13 protein-coding genes, 1 other RNA gene and 1 pseudogene are annotated in these 18,134 nt (G+C 43.4%); 6 read left to right on the forward strand and 9 right to left on the reverse strand.

Annotated elements, in window-relative coordinates; genetic code table 11:
* Positions 1–69 precede the first annotated feature (69 nt).
* Together pepP and AC4CUZ_RS15815 are read right to left on the reverse strand one after the other, a co-directional pair.
* Positions 70–1,392 carry a Xaa-Pro aminopeptidase gene (gene pepP, locus AC4CUZ_RS15810; RefSeq protein ID WP_151836210.1) on the reverse strand — a complete coding sequence of 441 codons (1,323 nt, stop codon included), beginning with the start codon at positions 1,390–1,392 and terminating at the stop codon, positions 70–72.
* Between the two features lie 80 nt (positions 1,393–1,472).
* Entirely contained in the window at positions 1,473–2,105 is a 633-nt protein-coding gene (locus AC4CUZ_RS15815) for a UPF0149 family protein (protein WP_151836209.1), read from the reverse strand.
* Between the two features lie 64 nt (positions 2,106–2,169).
* Between AC4CUZ_RS15815 and AC4CUZ_RS15820 the strand changes: the two genes are divergently transcribed.
* From AC4CUZ_RS15820 to ssrS, 3 genes are all read left to right on the forward strand, one after another.
* Complete coding sequence (locus tag AC4CUZ_RS15820) at positions 2,170–2,721, forward strand: hypothetical protein (protein WP_010326327.1); 552 nt, start codon at positions 2,170–2,172, stop codon at positions 2,719–2,721.
* A gap of 2 nt (positions 2,722–2,723) precedes the next feature.
* Entirely contained in the window at positions 2,724–3,008 is a 285-nt protein-coding gene (locus tag AC4CUZ_RS15825) for a cell division protein ZapA (protein ID WP_151836208.1), read from the forward strand.
* A 99-nt stretch (positions 3,009–3,107) separates the two neighbouring features.
* Positions 3,108–3,291, forward strand: a non-coding RNA gene (ssrS, locus tag AC4CUZ_RS15830) — 6S RNA.
* A gap of 267 nt (positions 3,292–3,558) precedes the next feature.
* On the opposite strand, the gene AC4CUZ_RS15835 is transcribed toward ssrS, so the two are convergent.
* The 7 genes and pseudogenes from AC4CUZ_RS15835 to AC4CUZ_RS15865 form a co-directional block, all read right to left on the reverse strand.
* Complete coding sequence (locus tag AC4CUZ_RS15835) at positions 3,559–5,280, reverse strand: acetyl/propionyl/methylcrotonyl-CoA carboxylase subunit alpha (protein WP_171500563.1); 1,722 nt, start codon at positions 5,278–5,280, stop codon at positions 3,559–3,561.
* Entirely contained in the window at positions 5,280–6,863 is a 1,584-nt protein-coding gene (locus AC4CUZ_RS15840) for a 5-oxoprolinase subunit B/C family protein (RefSeq protein ID WP_195728798.1), read from the reverse strand. Before AC4CUZ_RS15840 ends, AC4CUZ_RS15835 begins: the two co-directional genes overlap by 1 nt.
* 33 nt (positions 6,864–6,896) lie before the next feature.
* A complete protein-coding gene (locus tag AC4CUZ_RS15845; RefSeq protein WP_151836205.1) occupies positions 6,897–7,703 on the reverse strand; it encodes a putative hydro-lyase in 807 nt (268 codons plus the stop codon).
* A complete protein-coding gene (locus AC4CUZ_RS15850) occupies positions 7,696–8,478 on the reverse strand; it encodes a LamB/YcsF family protein (protein WP_151836204.1) in 783 nt (260 codons plus the stop codon). Before AC4CUZ_RS15850 ends, AC4CUZ_RS15845 begins: the two co-directional genes overlap by 8 nt.
* A 35-nt stretch (positions 8,479–8,513) precedes the next feature.
* A pseudogene (locus tag AC4CUZ_RS15855) lies at positions 8,514–9,768 on the reverse strand (NRAMP family divalent metal transporter).
* A gap of 345 nt (positions 9,769–10,113) precedes the next feature.
* The gene (mumR, locus tag AC4CUZ_RS15860) at positions 10,114–11,025 is read right to left on the reverse strand and encodes a LysR family transcriptional regulator MumR (protein WP_151836202.1); all 912 of its coding nucleotides are present in this window, start codon (positions 11,023–11,025) and stop codon (positions 10,114–10,116) included.
* 341 nt (positions 11,026–11,366) lie between these two features.
* Positions 11,367–14,327 (reverse strand): heavy metal translocating P-type ATPase, encoded by a 2,961-nt coding sequence (locus AC4CUZ_RS15865; protein WP_151836201.1) that lies wholly within the window; start codon positions 14,325–14,327, stop codon positions 11,367–11,369.
* Between the two features lie 82 nt (positions 14,328–14,409).
* On the opposite strand from AC4CUZ_RS15865, the gene AC4CUZ_RS15870 reads away from it, so the two are divergent.
* From AC4CUZ_RS15870 to lon, 3 genes are all read left to right on the forward strand, one after another.
* Complete coding sequence (locus tag AC4CUZ_RS15870; RefSeq protein ID WP_151836200.1) at positions 14,410–14,805, forward strand: MerR family transcriptional regulator; 396 nt, start codon at positions 14,410–14,412, stop codon at positions 14,803–14,805.
* Positions 14,806–14,876: 71 nt separating this feature from the next.
* A complete protein-coding gene (locus AC4CUZ_RS15875) occupies positions 14,877–15,467 on the forward strand; it encodes a 5-formyltetrahydrofolate cyclo-ligase (RefSeq protein WP_151836199.1) in 591 nt (196 codons plus the stop codon).
* Positions 15,468–15,615: 148 nt separating this feature from the next.
* Positions 15,616–18,045, forward strand: coding sequence for an endopeptidase La (lon, locus tag AC4CUZ_RS15880; protein WP_490747900.1), 2,430 nt, complete (start codon positions 15,616–15,618; stop codon positions 18,043–18,045).
* The last annotated feature ends 89 nt before the right edge of the window (positions 18,046–18,134 follow it).

Genomic DNA, 18,134 nt, shown 5'->3' on the forward strand with positions numbered 1-18,134 from the left:
ATTCAACATAAATACCTTATAAAAAATAAAAGCCGATCACATGATCGGCTTTTATACAGTAAATTATATTTATCGCGCCATTAACGCTTCAATCTCTTCTACCGACTTCACCACTTTCGCAGTCAAATTCAGTGGACCGTTTTGGGTTGCTACGATGTCATCTTCAATACGAATACCAATACCACGCCATTTCGCATCGACCGTTTCATCATCAGGCGCAATGTACAAGCCCGGTTCAACAGTCACCACCATGCCTTCTTCATAGGCACGCCACACACCTTCTTGCTTATATGAACCGACATCATGCACGTCCATACCGAGCCAATGTCCTGTACCATGCATATAAAACTGACGGAAACTTTCCTTTTGGATAATCTCTTCAATATCACCTTGCATAATACCCAGATCAAGCAAACCTTGGACTAAAATGCGCACAGCAACATTATGTGGTTCTTTATACGAGTTCCCTACACGCACTGCGTCAATTGCGGCAAGTTGTGCATCAAGGACGACATCATAAAGTGCTTTTTGCTCAGGGCTGAACTTTCCATTGACGGGGAAAGTACGGGTGATGTCGGAAGCATAGTATTCATACTCACACGCTGCATCGATCAGCACCAAATCGCCATCTTTTAGCTCTTTGTTGTTCTCTACATAGTGCAAAATACAAGCATTTTCACCACCACCGACAATGCTGTTATACGACGGCACGCAGCCATTTTGCCCAAATACATAATTAAGCTCAGCTTCAAGAGCATACTCCATCATACCGGGCTTAATGGCTTGCATGGCACGAGTATGCGCTTGTGCGGAAATATCAGAAGCTGTTTGCATCAATGCAATTTCTTGTTCTGACTTAAACAAACGCATTTCATCTAAAATACGGTCTAGCTGTATCACTTGTGCAGGTGCAGCAGTCCCACGACGTGACTCACCATTGGCAGTCGTGATCCATTTTGCTACACGCGCATCAAATTCAGGCTGTTGCCCAATACGATAGAATAATTTTTCTTTGCTTAAGAGTTTTTCAATGATTTCTTCATCTAACAAATCTATCGCATACGCTTCGTCAGCTTCATATTCTTCTACCGCCCCATCCACACCTGCGCGGTAACCATTCCAGATTTCCATCTCGCGGTCACGCTCACGGCAGAACAAACTGTAGCTGTAACCGTCTTCATCGTCTTCGGCAAAGGTTTCAATGACTGCCACGGCTTCGGGCTCAGCAAAACCAGTTAGATAAAAGAAGCTGCTATCGGTACGGTATTTATAGTCTGCATCACGATTACGCATCGCCACTGGACTGGTTGCAATAATGGCAATACTGTTCGGACCCATTTGTGCAGCCAAACGGTCACGGCGTTCCTGAAAATCCACTTGCGTTAGTTTCATGTTTGATCTGTCCTTTTTATACCAAAGAATAAAGTTGCCACGCGCACCCTATCATGTACGCGCAGCAAGTCTTATGCCAATCAGCTTGGGCGATGCGGCGTAAACATTTCTACAACATTGTTCGCTTCTGTTACAGAACGGTCGATTTGTTGCTTGTTATGAAAGTGTTTAAGCAGCGAACTTTCCTCTACCGCAATCTTTTTGCGGCCTACAGATAAGCTCACAGGAATTAAACGTACAAACTCGTATAATTCTTGATAGCTTTGTTCACCCTCTTCATCATCATCGGTTTCTTCAAACTCAACTGCCGCGACATCTTGTAAATGTTCGATCAGTTCCATTTCATCTGGGCGAATATGACCAGACGCCAAACCAAAGCCCAGCACTACGCCTGCGCACCAATCAGCCAAAGCTTGTACACGGTCTGCCAGCGTATGTGTGTCATCGGGAAGTAATGGTAAATAGTCCAATTCATCGTCAGAAAGTGCATGTGCGACATCTTCTGCTTCATCGGCTAACAACGCCAAAGCTTCTTCGCTTAACTCTGGAATTTCCAAAGTCGTGAGGATGTGTTGCCACTCTTCACGGCTCGGTGCCTGAGTTACACAAATGATACCTGTGAGTAAACCATGTAACTCACTTGGGCTAGAAATCTCTTCAATTTTAGAAAAATTTGGCTGCCATTCTGACCAACCTGAAATATCGTCTTGCATTCGTTTATCCAATCTCTATACTTCTTATATATTACCTTTGTTTGCAGCACTGTGCGACCACGATATGTTAGAAGAATTACAGCGTCTACAGGCGCATATTGGCGTTTTAAAAACGCGACTTGCTCATTTTGAAAGTGAAAATAGCACTTTAAATGCAGCTAAACTGGATGCTGAAGAACAGCACCGTTCTCAAGTTGTGCAAAAAAATGGCTTAATTACCCAGAAGCAAGAACAAATTGATGATTTAACTGAGCAATTAAGCAGCGCTCAGACCCAATATCAACACTTAAACACTGATGCGACTGCTTTGGCCGATCGTTATAGTCGTTTGGAAAAAAGTTGTACGGATTTAAAAAATCGCTTTCAGGAAATCTTGGCTGAACGTAATGAATTACGTGCAATTAAAGAAAAAATGAACAATGATCAGCGTCAAGCTCAGCAAGAAATCCAAGCACTTCAGCAAGAACGTGAAAGATTGTTACAAAAAAATGAGCATGCCAAAGCTAAAGTCGAAGCCATCATCCAACGTTTGGCTGTTTTAGGCACAGAGCAAGATCATCACGCGCAAGAAATTCAACAACTTGCCCACCCTACTGAAGCTGGCGAGGAAGTTTAATTATGAGCGAACCAATTACCGTTGAATTACGTGTCTTAGGTCATAGCTTTCGTTTAGTCACAACGGAAAAAGAAAAAGCCGACCTTGAACGTGCAGCTCTGCTTTTAAATGATAAATATGATGAGTTTCGCCGTAAAGCGCCACGGGTAGAACCCAGTAAAATTATCATTATGGTGGCACTAGAATTAATGCAAGAAGTGTTGTCGATGAATAAAACACTACAAGAGTATGCACACGCAGAACGATTACTGGCAAATATTATCGATGAGGTTGCAGAACTTGTTTAAACTCGACTTAATTGAATAAAGTATCAACACTTACTCCAGTTGTTTACAGTTCGTAGCGGTGTATGAGTTGCCATCAGTGTGATATTCGTTATACTTAAGGCAACTCTGAGGTGTTCGCCAGCGGGTCTATTCCCCTGCCGATACTTAAACTTATGGATGTGTTCTGTATATTTAGAGTGTATGCCCACTTTCATGTGGGAAACCCAGCAAGTATACGTCGCGTCCACCTTGAACTCATCGGGTTCAGGGTAACGACACATGCAGCGGCATCTTCGGAGTACTTTATTTAGTTAAAAATAATAATTACATACATCGTTAATACTCTTTTATTTTTTAACTTTATCGTTTTCATCTTGTCTTCCAGTTACCAAACAAAATGATTATTGAATATTTCTATCTCTTTAAATAACGCTTTTATTTGGCTATTCAACCTTTATCAAGTTATTTTTCTATAGAGCAAAGCTAACCAGCCCTCAATTTTTAAAAATTTCCAAACAAAAACCTGACTTAGCTGAATGCTGCATCAGGTTCATTCAAATGATTTATTTTTTTAGCAAATCGATCCAATAATATGCTCTGCGTGACAAGTTGTGCCTTGCAAAGCTGTCAATTGAATCATTCCGCTTTGATGTGCAAGTACAGGGACTTCCATTTTCATGGCCTCCATAATCGCAACCACTTGCCCCTCTACTACCTGCTCCCCGTTTTCTACCTTCCAAGCGCTAATTACGCCATTGATTGGAGCAAGTAAGTGTTCAGCACTCACTGCTGTTTCTGTAGCTGGTTGGTCATGAGATATAATTGCAGGGTTTTGTGCAAACATGCCCGCAGGTAAGCCTAAACGATGTAATTTCCCATCAATTTCAATATAGCTGAGTAACATCGGCTGTTGATGATTCGGAATACTGCGTTTCGTTGGCTTTAAGTCCTGTTTAAAATCATTTTCAATCCAACGAGTATGGACATTAAATGTTTCGGTAAAATCAGCTTCATTTAATACAGCACGGTGAAAGTCTAAAACCGACGCAACCCCTTCAATTTTAAATTGCTTCAGCGCACGTTTAGCACGAGCAATAGCAACCTCACGTGTCGGGCCAGTGATAATCAGTTTTGCCATGAGCGAATCAAAATGACTCGACACCAAAGAACCAGTACGAACACCTGTGTCTACGCGTACGCCCTGACCAAAAGGTGCTTCAAATAAACTCAATACACCAAATGCAGGAATGAAGCCACGAGCAGGATCTTCAGCATTGATACGAAACTCAATGGCATGCCCTTGCACTTTCGGGGTTTCTTTGATTGAAAGTTCATGACCTTGAGCCACACGAATTTGCTCGACCACCAAATCGACTTTGGCCGTTTCTTCAGTAACAGGATGTTCCACCTGCAAACGGGTATTAACCTCTAAAAATGAAAGCTTTCCATCACGGCTCAGCAAATATTCAACGGTACCCGCACCGACATAGTTGGCTGCCTGACAGATATTTTTAGCCGAAGTTAAAATTTCTTCATAAATTGCATCGCTGATAAAAGGCGCTGGGGCCTCTTCAATCAGCTTCTGATTACGACGTTGTAGAGAACAGTCACGTGTACCTAAAACCACTACATTGCCATGTTGATCGGCAATCACTTGCGCTTCGACATGGCGTGGTTGATCTAAGTATTGCTCAACAAAACACTCACCGCGGCCAAAGGCAGCTTGCGCTTCACGTACAGCCGAATCATACAGCTCTTTTACATCTTCCAGTTTCCAAACAACTTTTAAACCGCGACCACCACCGCCAAATGCGGCTTTAATCGCAATAGGTAAACCAAACTGCTTTGCAAACTCGAGTGCTTCATCAGCATTATTCAAGGGGTCTTGTGTGCCTTGAACTAAAGGTGCGCCCACTGAAGCGGCTATCTTACGTGCTTCAATTTTATCACCCAACTTTTCAATGGCGCTAGGTGACGGCCCGACCCACTTTAAGCCTGCATCAATTACGGCCTGTGCAAATTCAGCACGTTCAGATAAAAAGCCATAACCCGGATGAACCATGGTCGCCTTAGATTTTTTAGCAACCTCAAGAATGGCTGGAATATTTAAATAGGTTTCACGTGCAGTTGCACCCGCCAGCCCCCATGCTTCATCCGCCAGTTCGACATGCATACTATCCATATCATCATCGGCATATAACGCAACTGAGCTAATACCCATATCACGACAAGCATGAATAATACGAACGGCAATTTCACCACGGTTTGCAATTAATAATTTTTCAGTAGTCATCATTCATTCTCAAAATCTGTAAATTCAGTCATTTTTTTAAATTTGATTTGGCAACCTGCTGGAATCTGCGCCACCAAGTCCCAATGGTGCTTCGCCACAGCCGCAATCACGGGGTAGCCACCAGTTAAAGGATGGTCATTCATAAACAATACAGGCTGTCCACTTGGCGGAATCTGTAAGGCACCAATACAAGTTCCCTCACTTTCCAACTCATGGGTAATTTTGCGTTGCAACGGCTGCTCACCTGAAAGTCTCAGTCCAACCCGATTGCTTTCATTCGTCACAAGCCAAGCTTGCTGACATAAGCGCTCAATGCTCTCCGCTTCGAACCAATCCGTTCGCGGTCCCATCACAATGTCGAGCTCAACCACATCGCCGACTTTGGGCAAGTGTAACTTCGCAATTTCGGTAATACTGATATTTGAAACTTCAACCTGTCCTTGATAAACCGTATCCCCCATTTTTATAGGTTCTGGCCCCAATATGGCCAAACTATCAAATGAGGCGCTATTCAGCACAGGCTGCACGTCGATACCACCACGAATCGCCAGATAATTCCTCAGTCCTGCCGTCGGTGCTTGAATCTGAAATTCATCACCTTCATCAAGGGCAATCGCCTGATAACTACCAAAGTCAGCCTTTTGGCCATCACTAAATTTCACGTGGATGTTTGAAATCGCTCCCGTAACCGCAATGACTGCGGACTGATGCATTTTGGCTTTCAAACCACCATTTAAAACTTCAATCACAGGCGTCGGAGTTGGGTTACCAACAATTCGATTTGCACTGTGCATCGCCGATACATCCATCGCCCCTGCAACACCAACCCCTATCTTGGTCTGGTTAAAACGCCCTTCATCTTGAATCAGCATCTGTAGGCTCGGTGCAGTTACCGTAAACAAAGGCATGGATTGTTTGGGCTCAACTGTACGAGTGACTTGCTGTGCTACGCTAACCGTGGTTGGTTGATGTGTGACATCTTCAAAATGGACCGTCATTCCTGGTAACAATAGCGCTGGATTTTTACGCTCTAGATCCCACATTTTTTCAACAGTCGTACCGATCAGCTGCCAGCCTCCCGGACTATCTTTCGGGTAAATCCCCGAATATTGTCCTGCCAGTCCCAAAGAACCCGACGGTATTTTTTTACGTGGTACGGCTAAACGAGGAATATCTGTAAAAGGTCGATCGGGACTGCTCATATAAGCAAAGCCCGGCGCAAAGCCAATAAAAGCCACATTCCAAACACTTTGACGATGCTTCAAGATAACATCAGCAATTGAAAGCCCTTGTAACTCTGCAACTTGAGCAAGATCTTCGCCCGTATAGCAAATAGGAATAATCAGCTCTTGGACATTACGCTCAACACCTGAACCAATTTTTACAGTCTGAATCGAAGTAACCAGTGTTTTAAAGGTGGTCTCGATTTCATTAAAAAATACCAAAATCGTTTTTGCAGCAGGGACTAAGTCTTTAATTCCATTCAATTGCATCGTGTGCAATTTATTGTACAACGCCAATGTTTCCTCTAGGCTGGCAAGCTCTATAAGAAAACAATCCGCGTTTACCGATAAAAAACGCATATGCCTATCCTTTTAATTGTTCTTTAGTGCCGCTTAACCCATCCATGCACGATCAGGAATGTCGGTAATCAACATATGACCGGGTGCATGGCTTATGGCAAAAGGAATTTTTGAGTTCATCACCGCTGCTTGTGGGGTTACACCACAAGCCCAAAATACTGGAATTTCCCCAGCCTCAATACGTGAAGCATCACCAAAGTCTGGCTGATTCACATCACGAATGCCTAAACCTTCAGGATGTCCAATATGTACAGGCGCACCATGCACACTTGGCATCCGTGCTGTAATTTTGACGGCATCCGCAATTTGATGGGATGGAATTGGGCGCATAGAAACCACCATATTGCCCGAAATACGACCCGCAGGCTGACATTGAATATTACTCAAATACATCGGTACATTGGTCTGATCATGGATATGACGAACTTCAATGCCCGCCTCCTGCAGTGCTGTTTCAAAAGAGAAACTACAACCAATTAGAAACGTCACCAAGTCAGGATGTGCATGATAAATGTCACTCGCATCCGTGACTTCATCGACCATTTCACCCTCTTTCCAGATGCGATAACGTGGAAAGTCGGTGCGTATATCTGAGTTTTCTGCCAGTCTTGTAGCATAAACACCTTCTTCTAACACGTCTAAAACAGGACAGCTTTGCGGATTGCGATGTGCATACAGTAGAAAATCATAAGCCCAATCTTTAGGCACCGAAATCATATTGACCTGCGTCATGCCCGCAGCCATACCCGCCGTTGGTTTGTCAAAGCCTGCACGGATTTTTAAACGTGCAGCTAAAGCGGCTTCAAGCTGCGCTGAATCGACTCGGATATCCTTATACATTGCGTAGTTCCTCATGCTTTAAGACAAAGGGACGAATTTCAATATGATGATTTAGCAGTTCAGCTTTAATCGCAGCCGACATCTCTAAAGCACCTGCGGTGTCACCATGTAAGCAAATCGTGTCCGCTTGGATAGGGGTAAATACACCATCAATCGACTCAACGCCGCCATTTTTCAACATAGACACCACACGGCGTGCCACAAAGGCCGAATCATGTAAAACAGCCCCGTCCAAACGACGTGAAACCAATGAGCCATCACTGTTATAAGCACGGTCTGCAAAAGCCTCAGATACAACCTTTAAACCTGCTGCACGTGCTTGCTCAACCAAGTGGGAACCAGCCAGTGCCACCAAAACCAGTTCTGGGTTATACATCTTGATAGCATCAATCACCGCAGCGGCCTGAGCGTGATCGTGTGCAATGGTGTTATACAGTGCGCCATGTGGTTTCACATATTGCACGTGAGAACCAGCCACTTTAGCTAGACCATCCAGTGCAGAGATTTGATACAACACATCGGCAATCAGCTCATCACGTGATACATCCATATTGCGGCGACCAAAACCGACGAGGTCTGGATAAGATACATGCGCGCCAATCGTGACATTTAATTCAACAGCTTTACGCAGTGTCTTTAAAATCCCCAGCGGATCTCCTGCATGAAAGCCACATGCAATGTTGGCACTTGTCACCACAGGTAGAATTTGGTCATCATTGCCCATTTTCCACGAACCAAAACTTTCACCTAAGTCACTATTTAAATCTACAAACATGGCTTAATTCCTTTATCACTTCACCGTCTACTGGCTTAAAGTTTGGTTAAATAATTAAAGACTGTGGTAAAGGACATATAGCCCATCCACCATGTCAACATACATGTGAGTACACCCAAAATAAGTAACCATTTTGGATAGTTATAATTCCCCATCATATCTTTACGGCAAGCGGCAACATAAACAAAAATAGTCAAACCAATTGGCAGTACCAAACCATTAAAACCACCAACGAAGATCAACAATCCAGCAGGGGTTGCGCCCAGTAGGACATACAGTAGTAAAGCTAAAGAGATAAATGTAATGGTGGTGTAGTTGGTTTGTTTTGGACTGAGGTTTTTCTTAAATGCAGTAAAGAATGAAACCGAAGTATAAGCGGCACCAATGGTGCTACTGATCCCTGCTGCCCAGAAAATCAGACCAAATAATTTATAACCAAAAGTCCCTGCGGCATATTGAAAAGCTTGCGCTGCGGGATTGGCATCATGGCTGGCTAAATCAATACTTGCACCACTCACCACCACGCCCAAGAAAGCTAAAAACAGCACATAACGCATGATGCCCACAACCACAATACCTTTGGTTGCAGCTCTTGCGACTTCATCAATATTTTCAGGGCCAACCGCGCCTTTATCCAGTAAACGATGGGCGCCTGCATAGCAAATATAGCCGCCGACCGTTCCACCGACAATCGTGGTGATGATGGCAAAATCAATCTGGTCGGGTGCAAACGTTTGATGAACAGCTTGGCCCACAGGTGGCATCACAATGACGGCAACAATGATAATCAAGATGATTTTGAGCAACCCCAAAACGATCATGCTTTTATCCATGGCCAAGGTGGCTTTTCTTGAAGCAAAAATTAAAATGGCTAAAGCACCACTTAAAATGCCACCCCATTTAGTGTCCAAACCAAATAATGCATTGAGACCTAAAGCTGCGCCTGCAATATTACCAATACTGAAGAAGAAGCCACCCAAAATGACCAGAAAAGCCAGTAAGTAACCACTGCCCGGCAAGGCTTTATTGGCAATATCCGAGGCACGCATTTGCGTCAGTGTTACGACACGCCAAATATTTTGCTGAACTACATAATCAATCAAAATAGACACGAGAATGGCAAAGCCAAACGCCGCACCTAATTTCACAGTAAAGACCGCGGTTTGAGTTAGAAAACCAGGTCCCATGGCAGAGGTTGCCATCATGAAGATTGAAGCAACAATGGCCCATTGGCGATCTGATAAAAAAGAAGATTTTAATAAAGACATATTTAATGCGTTCCTCGTCCATTTGAGCTTAATAACGCTATTTTCAAGTTGAACCAAGAACATCATTTTGCTTACAAATTCTGTTCTTAAATCCCTTTAACTGACAAAGATTCCCTGTTGCCCAACCAAAGCCATGGCGGATCAAATCTTCTATTTGAAATAAGAACATAGGCAAGCGCGATGAACAATACGACTTTTTACCTCCACTATTAAAACTAAATAACTGTATTTTATTGTTTTTTATTTATTAAAAGTCTAATGATAAATTTTACTTATCACACACGATAAGCTGCTTTTATAGTTTTTCAAACAAATTACGGTTTGAGATAAAGAAACGTCGCTTGTCAAAAAACTGCGTACGCCTCAATTATTTTTTAATTTTCTCAAGCAGTCTTTTCATTGCACTTTCAGAAACAGTGACTGCGACATCGGTTAATTTCTCTTTCAAGGCAGCATCATTTCCTTGCATATAAATCGAGGTGAAATGAAAGGTTTTGAGCTGGATCGGTGTATTTAAAATCTCTAAACGACCATCTGTAATTTCCTTTAGCGCCGTTAAGGTCGGCACAACGGCGATCCCCAAACCTTGCTCTGCAAGACGCAATAAGGTCGCAAGCGAATAACTGGTAATTGAAAGCGGCTCATCTAGTGCCTGCTCTTTCATTTTGGCCTTGAGCTCTTTATAGGGATAGGTAATTTTCGGGTAAGTTAAAATGGTATGAGACATTAATGCCTTAAACGACATTTGGCCCACACCACCTTTAAAAGATGGAGCTGCCAAAAAACTCAGTTCAAAGTCGCACAGCGCCTGCTCCACACACTCGAAAGCCAAAGTCGGACCCAGCAAAAAGGCCATGTCCAAATCCCCTGTACGCACACCTTCTTGCAAATTTGGGGTTAAATCCACCACAATTTCCACAGAAACTTTGGGAAACTCTTTTTGTACTTTTTCGATATATTCAACCAACCACGTATAAACGATCGTCTCAGAAACACCTAAACGAATTGTTCCTGTTAGGTGTTGATTTTCAGTCAGCTCAGCCACCAAATCGGTTTCCAAACGCATAAACTTTTCAGCATATTTAAACAGGGTCATGCCTTTATGGGTGGGTTTAAGCTGTCGAAAACTGCGATCGAGTACTTTAAAGCCTAAATCATTTTCAAGAGAGGTGATTTTTTGTGAAACGGCAGGTTGGGTCGTTTGTAATTTTGTGGCAGCCTTATTGAAACTATTTAAAGTCACAACCCAATAAAATGCTGCTAGATTTTTTAAATTCACCCTGAATCCTGCCTTTACTCCATCCCGCTTATAGTACGGCAGTTATCACTATTTTTTAAGTTCCTGTTTTATATAATTTCAAAATGACTCACAAGATGACGCTCATTAAAACTCTACCTCTTGCCCAATTACATCCATTTTGCATCTTTTAACCAATTGACTCGGCCTAACCCAATCAAGGCTATTTAAATCAAGTTGAATTAAGAAAAAACGCTTGAAAGGCTTAATGTTTATTCGCACTACTCTTCATTCCATCACGAATCATCATAAAAAAAGCACCTTTGTTTAAAAGATGCTTTTTAAAACTCAACTTAAAAAGAGACTGTAAAATCTAAAAGTGCTTATTTACTCTTCTGTAAGCGCAAAGCGTTTAAAACCACGGACAGTGAGCTCAGTGACATCGCCACCGCAGCGAACATTGGGGTGAGTAATAAACCCGTCAATGGATAGAAAATTCCTGCTGCAACAGGTACACCCAAACCGTTATACACAAAGGAAAAAGCAAGGTTCTGTTTCATATTACGAACACCCAGTTTCGCCATATGTAGTGCATCGGCTGCACCACGAATGTCGCCTTTAACTAAGGTGACTTGCGCGGTTTGTTTAGCAATATCAGTTCCGTTTCCCATGGCAATTCCGACATTGGATTGCGCTAAGGCTGGTGCATCGTTAATGCCATCTCCCGCCATCGCCACAATTTTACCCTGAGCCTGATATTTCTTCACGATCTCCAGTTTTTCAGTTGGCGTACAGTTGCCATAGACTTGTTGAATACCCAATTCCTTAGCCACCAACTGGGCATTTTGTTCATGGTCACCTGTTGCCATGACCACTTCAATACCATCATCAATCAACTGCTGAATTACTTGCTGGGCATTGACTTTAATCGCATCGTGAATAGCAATATAAGCCAGTACTTCTTGGCTATTGCTTAAGAAACTGATCACATTGCCTGTCGCACGCTGCTGGTTCAACTGGCTTTGCAAAGTATCATCTAAAGTGATGCCGAGCTGTTCAAGCAGCTTTTGGCTACCAATATAGAGGGTTTGCTCGCCAATCTGCCCTTTGACGCCAAAACCAGTCACATCCTCAAAGTCTGCCACTTTAAGCAATTGCTGTGCAGGAACTATTTGAGTCAAAGTCTGTGCAATCGGATGACTAGAATACTGCTCAATCGAGGCAATCCACTGTTCTACTTGTGCTTGTTCCACATTTGGGCTGAGCAACTGAATTTCTTTAAGACTCGGTTTACCTTCCGTCAGAGTCCCTGTTTTATCGACAATCAGCGTATTCACTTTACTTAAAGCTTCAATCGCCTCTGCATCTTTAAACAGTACCCCTTTTTGTGCCGCACGACCGGTGGTGGCCATCACTGACATTGGCGTCGCCAAACCCAGCGCACATGGGCAGGCAATAATCAGTACCGCCACCGCACACATCAGTGCCAAATCAAATTGTGCACCACCAAACACCATCCAAGCGGCAAAGGTCAACACACTAATCAGTAACACCACAATCACAAAATACTTGGCAAACACATCGGCCAAACGTTGTAACGGTGCTTTAGAACGCTGTGCTTCTGCCACCGTCTGAATCATTTTCGCCAAAGTAGTATTCGCCCCGACCGCCGTGGTTTGAATACGAATACTGCCTTGTTGATTGACCGTACCGCCGATCACCGTGTCATGCATTTGCTTTTTCACAGGTACAGGTTCGCCTGTCATCATGGCTTCATCGACATAGGTTTTGCCTTCCACCACCACACCATCTAGTGGAATCTGCTCACCCGAGGAAATTTGTAAAATATCGCCTTGTTTGACCATGCCAATATCCACTTCAACCACTTGATCGTTTTGAACCAACTTGGCTGTGTTGGCTTGCAGTTTGAGTAAGGCTTTGAGTGAATCTGCTGTCTTGGCACGTGCTTTCAGCTCCATGATTTGACCAAGCAAACTTAAAGATACGATCATACAGGCTGCTTCAAAGTACACTGCAACGCCATGCCCCGTTTTGGCTTCCATTGGAATCACACTTGGGAAAATCGTTGCCACCACACTATAGATATAGGCCGCCAACACCCCGACACCAATGAGGCTCCACATATTTAAGTTGCGGGTTTTATACGAGGTCCAGCAACGCTCAATAAACGGTTTACCCGCCCATAGCACTACAGGAGTCGCTAGGACCAACTCAATCCACGGCTGAATATGCGGTGAAATGAAACTATGAATATGTGAACCCATCGCCAGTACAAATACAATCAACGTCAGCGGCAAGGTCATCCAAAAGCGATGGCTAAAATCCACCAATTCAGGGTTCGGTGCATCATCTAAAGTCGGTTGCATCGGCTCGAGTGCCATACCACAAATCGGACACGTCCCCGGTCCCTTTTGTACAATTTCAGGGTCCATCGGACAGGTATAGTCCATATCAGCAGCCCCTTCAGGCACAGGACGCTGATCGGGTGGAATCAGATAAAATTCAGGATCTCCCTGAAATTTGTCTAAGCAAGAAGGATTACAGAAATAGTAGGTCTGTTGCTGATAATCAGTTTTTAACTCTGTATTTGGGTCAACGGACATGCCACACACCGGGTCAATAGACTCTGCTGACGCCGATTGAGTACTGTGTTCATGTTGATGTTTCCCACCACCACAGCAGCTACTTTTGGCAGCTTCTACTTTCGGCTTGGGTGTACAGCAACTGGCTTTGCTGTCTGCTTCTGTTTGCGGTTTGGGCGCACAATAAGACGTTTTTTCCTCAGCCACTTTCGAGGTCGAACCACAACAACCTGAGGCTTTAACTACAGAATCTGAACGTTCAGCCTTTACATAAGCCTCTGGGGTTGCAATAAACTTTTGCAAACATTTTTCACTACAAAAGTAGTAGTTTTGCCCCTGCCATTCAGTATGCGGTTTACTTAAGTCCTTGACGGTCATGCCACACACAGGGTCAATAAATGTGGTCTTCTCTGCATCTGACACAGGTTTTGATCCACAACCACAACCCTTAGATGCAACTAATGTGCCTTCCTCTTTCGCCTGAGAACATGCCTCAGCTAAATCTACTTTGGGTTTACTGCAACAAGCACTGGGCGCTTTTTCTGATGTTAAATAAGCCTCTGGATTGGCCGAAAATTTCTTTAAACAGCCTGAACAACAAAACAAATAACGAACTGCTTGATGCTCATACACATGAGGAGAGTCTTCTGCGACCGTCATCCCACAGACAGGATCGATATTCACCACCATCGGCGCTAATTTCTGTTTAGAACAGCAAGACATTTTGTGTTGCTCACTCATTCTGACTCACCTTTTATTTTTTGATTGTGTTAGCATAAAGTCTGTACCTAGGTACTGAGTCAAGCCTTTTGGAGATTATTTTATGCTCACTATCGGCAAGCTGGCAAAACACTGTCAGGTGAATGTGGAAACGATTCGTTATTATCAGCGAATTGGTCTCATGCGCATTCCTGAAACCACACAAAACTATCGTTATTACAGCCAACAAGACATTGAAACCTTAAGCTTTATTCAAAAAGGCAAAGATGCGGGCTTACAGCTCAGTGAAATTCAAGATCTATTGCATTTGCAACTGGACGATCGCGAAAAAGTCCGTCATGTGATTCAGCAACGACTTGAAAAAATTGATCAACGGATTCAAGAGCTGAATGCTTTGAAACAACGTCTTTCAACTTGGGTGGATGAATGTAAAACCACCACTGACAGTTGCTGCCCAATTTTGCAAGAACTGAAAAAAGGTTCAACGGCTACGCCATAAACAGATGCCATCTTTTAAATTTGGCGCTCACTTTAACACTCACTATTTCGATACTCAGGACTGCGTTCACCATGTCGATTGAACTTGCCCAACTCAGAAAACAGCTTCGCAAACAACGCAGACAAGTTTCCGCCTATCAACAGCAGCAGTCCGAATTGCAAATTTTACAACGTTTAAGACGTGTGCCCGAATTCAAACATGCCACCCGTATTGGGATCTACCTACATGCTTTTGGGGAAATTCAGACCCATAAAATCATTGAATATTGCTTTCATCAAAAAAAGTCGGTGTATTTACCGATGATTTGCAATATGAATCAGCGCTTGGTGTGGGTCAAAGTTTCACGCAATCAATTTCAAAATAAACGCTTTTCACACCATCCGCTAGGTATGCAAGAGCCTATGGCAACACGTGGTCAGCACGTTTCACATTTAGACCTGCTACTCATGCCCTTATTGGCTTGTGATCCTTATGGCACACGCATTGGCATGGGCGGTGGTTTTTACGATAAAACCTTGGCTTCTGCACGCTATCACCGTCCATTTCGTCTTGGTTTGGCTCATCACTTCCAGTTGGTGCCACAGCGCTTGATTCGAGAAAAATGGGATCAACCTTTAGATGGACTGCTGACCCCTCAACAGCATTTACGCTTCAAGCGCTAAAATTGACATTTTTGACTGTTGAGAATACTTAAAAATCACATGTTTAGTCATTTTTTATACAATTTATTTTGACCTGCCCTTGTATTTTTTAAAATACCCATCACTATAAAAAACATGGCAACACCGTTGTCACTCATTAGGAGTGCCCATGTCTGAAATTATTATGAATCAAGAAACCTTAGAGCCTCAGGTTCCAAGTGTATTACCACTTTTAGCGTTACGTGATGTGGTGGTGTATCCATACATGCAAATCGCGCTATTTGTAGGTCGTGAAAAATCGATCAATGCAGTTGATGTGGCTCGTAACAGTGACAATCTAGTATTTGTAGTTGCTCAAAAAGATTCTCTTTCAGAAGAAATTGATCACGACAACTTATATCAATACGGTACTGTCGCGAAGATTGTGCAAGTTGTGAATCATGAAAATGATGAAAACTGTATAAAAGTATTAATTGAAGGCTTGCATCGTTCAAAGCTAGAAAAAATCATTGATGAAAATGATTATCTAACCGCAGAACATGCGCTTAGCCCAATGTCAGTCCACATTGACGAAACAACGCAAGAAACACGTGTTCAAGAATTACGTGCCCTGTTTGCACAATACGCTGAAGCAAAACTACGTAACGCACGTGAACTGATTGCTGCAGCGAACAAGATTGACGATTTACTGCAATTGTTATTCTTCGTAGCGACCCGTGTTCCACTGAATATTGATGTAAAGCAAAAATTCCTCGAACACGATGAGTTCGAAGCACATCTACAAGAACTGATGACGTATTTATTGCAACAATCTGAAGAACAACAGATTGAGCAAACTTTACATGACTCAGTGAAGCGTCAAATGGAGAAAAATCAACGCGAATACTTCCTCAATGAAAAGATGAAGGTCATTCAGCGTGAGCTTTCTGACATGAATGGCGGCGCGGAAGATGACGTTGCCGAAATTGAAAAACGTCTTGCCGAAGCTGATTTGCCTGAACACGTGCGCAAAAAAGCTGAAAGCGAATTCCGTAAACTCAAAGCAATGCAACCTGCGTCTAGCGAAGCGGCTGTGGTGCGCAATTATATCGAGGCCATCTTAGATACGCCTTGGAATAAAGCTAGCAAAGTCAGCATTAACTTAAGCAAAGCGCAAGAAATTTTGGATACCGATCATTACGGCTTAGATGACGTGAAAGATCGTATCGTGGAATATTTAGCGGTTCAATCTCGCGTGAAAAAACTCAAAGGCCCAATCCTTTGTTTGGTTGGCCCTCCAGGTGTAGGTAAAACTTCACTGGGTGAATCGGTTGCCAAAGCAACAGGTCGTGAGTTTGTACGTATGGCACTCGGTGGCGTGCGTGACGAGGCGGAAATCCGTGGTCACCGTCGTACCTATATCGGTGCGATGCCGGGTAAAATTGTGCAGTCATTAACGAAAGTTGGCGTGAAGAACCCATTGTTCTTGCTCGACGAAATCGACAAGATGGCACAAGACTACCGCGGCGACCCTGCGTCTGCGTTACTTGAAGTACTCGATCCATCACAGAACAGCAAGTTTAACGATCACTATTTAGATCTTGATCTGGACCTGTCTGAAGTGATGTTCATCTGTACTGCCAACAGCATGAATATTCCAGAAGCATTGCTTGACCGTATGGAAGTGATTCGTCTACCGGGTTATACCGAAGATGAAAAAGTCAATATTGCTGAGCGTTACCTTGTTCCGAAAGCAATGAAGAACAATGGTCTACGTGCGAAAGAATTGACTGTTCACGAAGAAGCGATTCGTGACATCGTGCAACGTTATACACGTGAAGCGGGTGTTCGTAGCTTAGAGCGTGAAGTGTCTAAAATTGCCCGTAAAGTTGTAAAAGAAGCGGTCAGCAAAAAGGCAAAAAACCTGCAAGTTGATGTGACTTCGGCCAATCTTCCAGATTACTTAGGTCCACATAAGTTTGACTTTGGTATGGCGGAAGATGAAGCACAAGTCGGTCGTGTTAACGGTTTGGCTTGGACTTCAGTCGGTGGTGAGTTGTTGACCATCGAAGTTGCAGCGGTCAAAGGTAAAGGTAAATTCATTACCACGGGTTCACTCGGCGATGTAATGAAAGAATCGATTACTGCTGCTATGACTGTCGTGCGTACCCGTGCAGATGAATTGGGTATCGAGTCGACACGTTCCGAAGAAACCGATGTTCACGTTCACTTACCAGAAGGTGCAACACCAAAAGATGGCCCTTCTGCAGGTTTAGCGTTAACAACTGCATTGGTTTCTGCTTTCACAGGCATCCCAATTCGCCCTGATATTGCCATGACAGGTGAAACCAGTCTCGGTGGTCGTGCAATGCGCATTGGTGGCTTGAAAGAGAAACTTCTGGCTGCACACCGTGGTGGAATTAAGCTGGTCTTCATTCCTCAAGACAACGTCCGTGATTTATCTGAAATCCCTGACAATGTTAAAGAAGGTTTAGAGATTAAAGCGGTGAAGTCGATTGATGAGATTTTACCACTGGCGTTGACCTCTATGCCTGAGCCTTTGGTCAAAGCACCAATTGTCAAAGCGGTCGATGAAGGCAAAAAAGCTGCACGCCACTAATTCCGCATCGTAAAGAGAGAGCTTCGGCTCTCTTTTTTATTACAATTTACTGTAGATAACACCACACATCTTTATGCTTTTATTTCCTA

The organism is Acinetobacter sp. 789_lipA, from assembly GCF_058242845.1.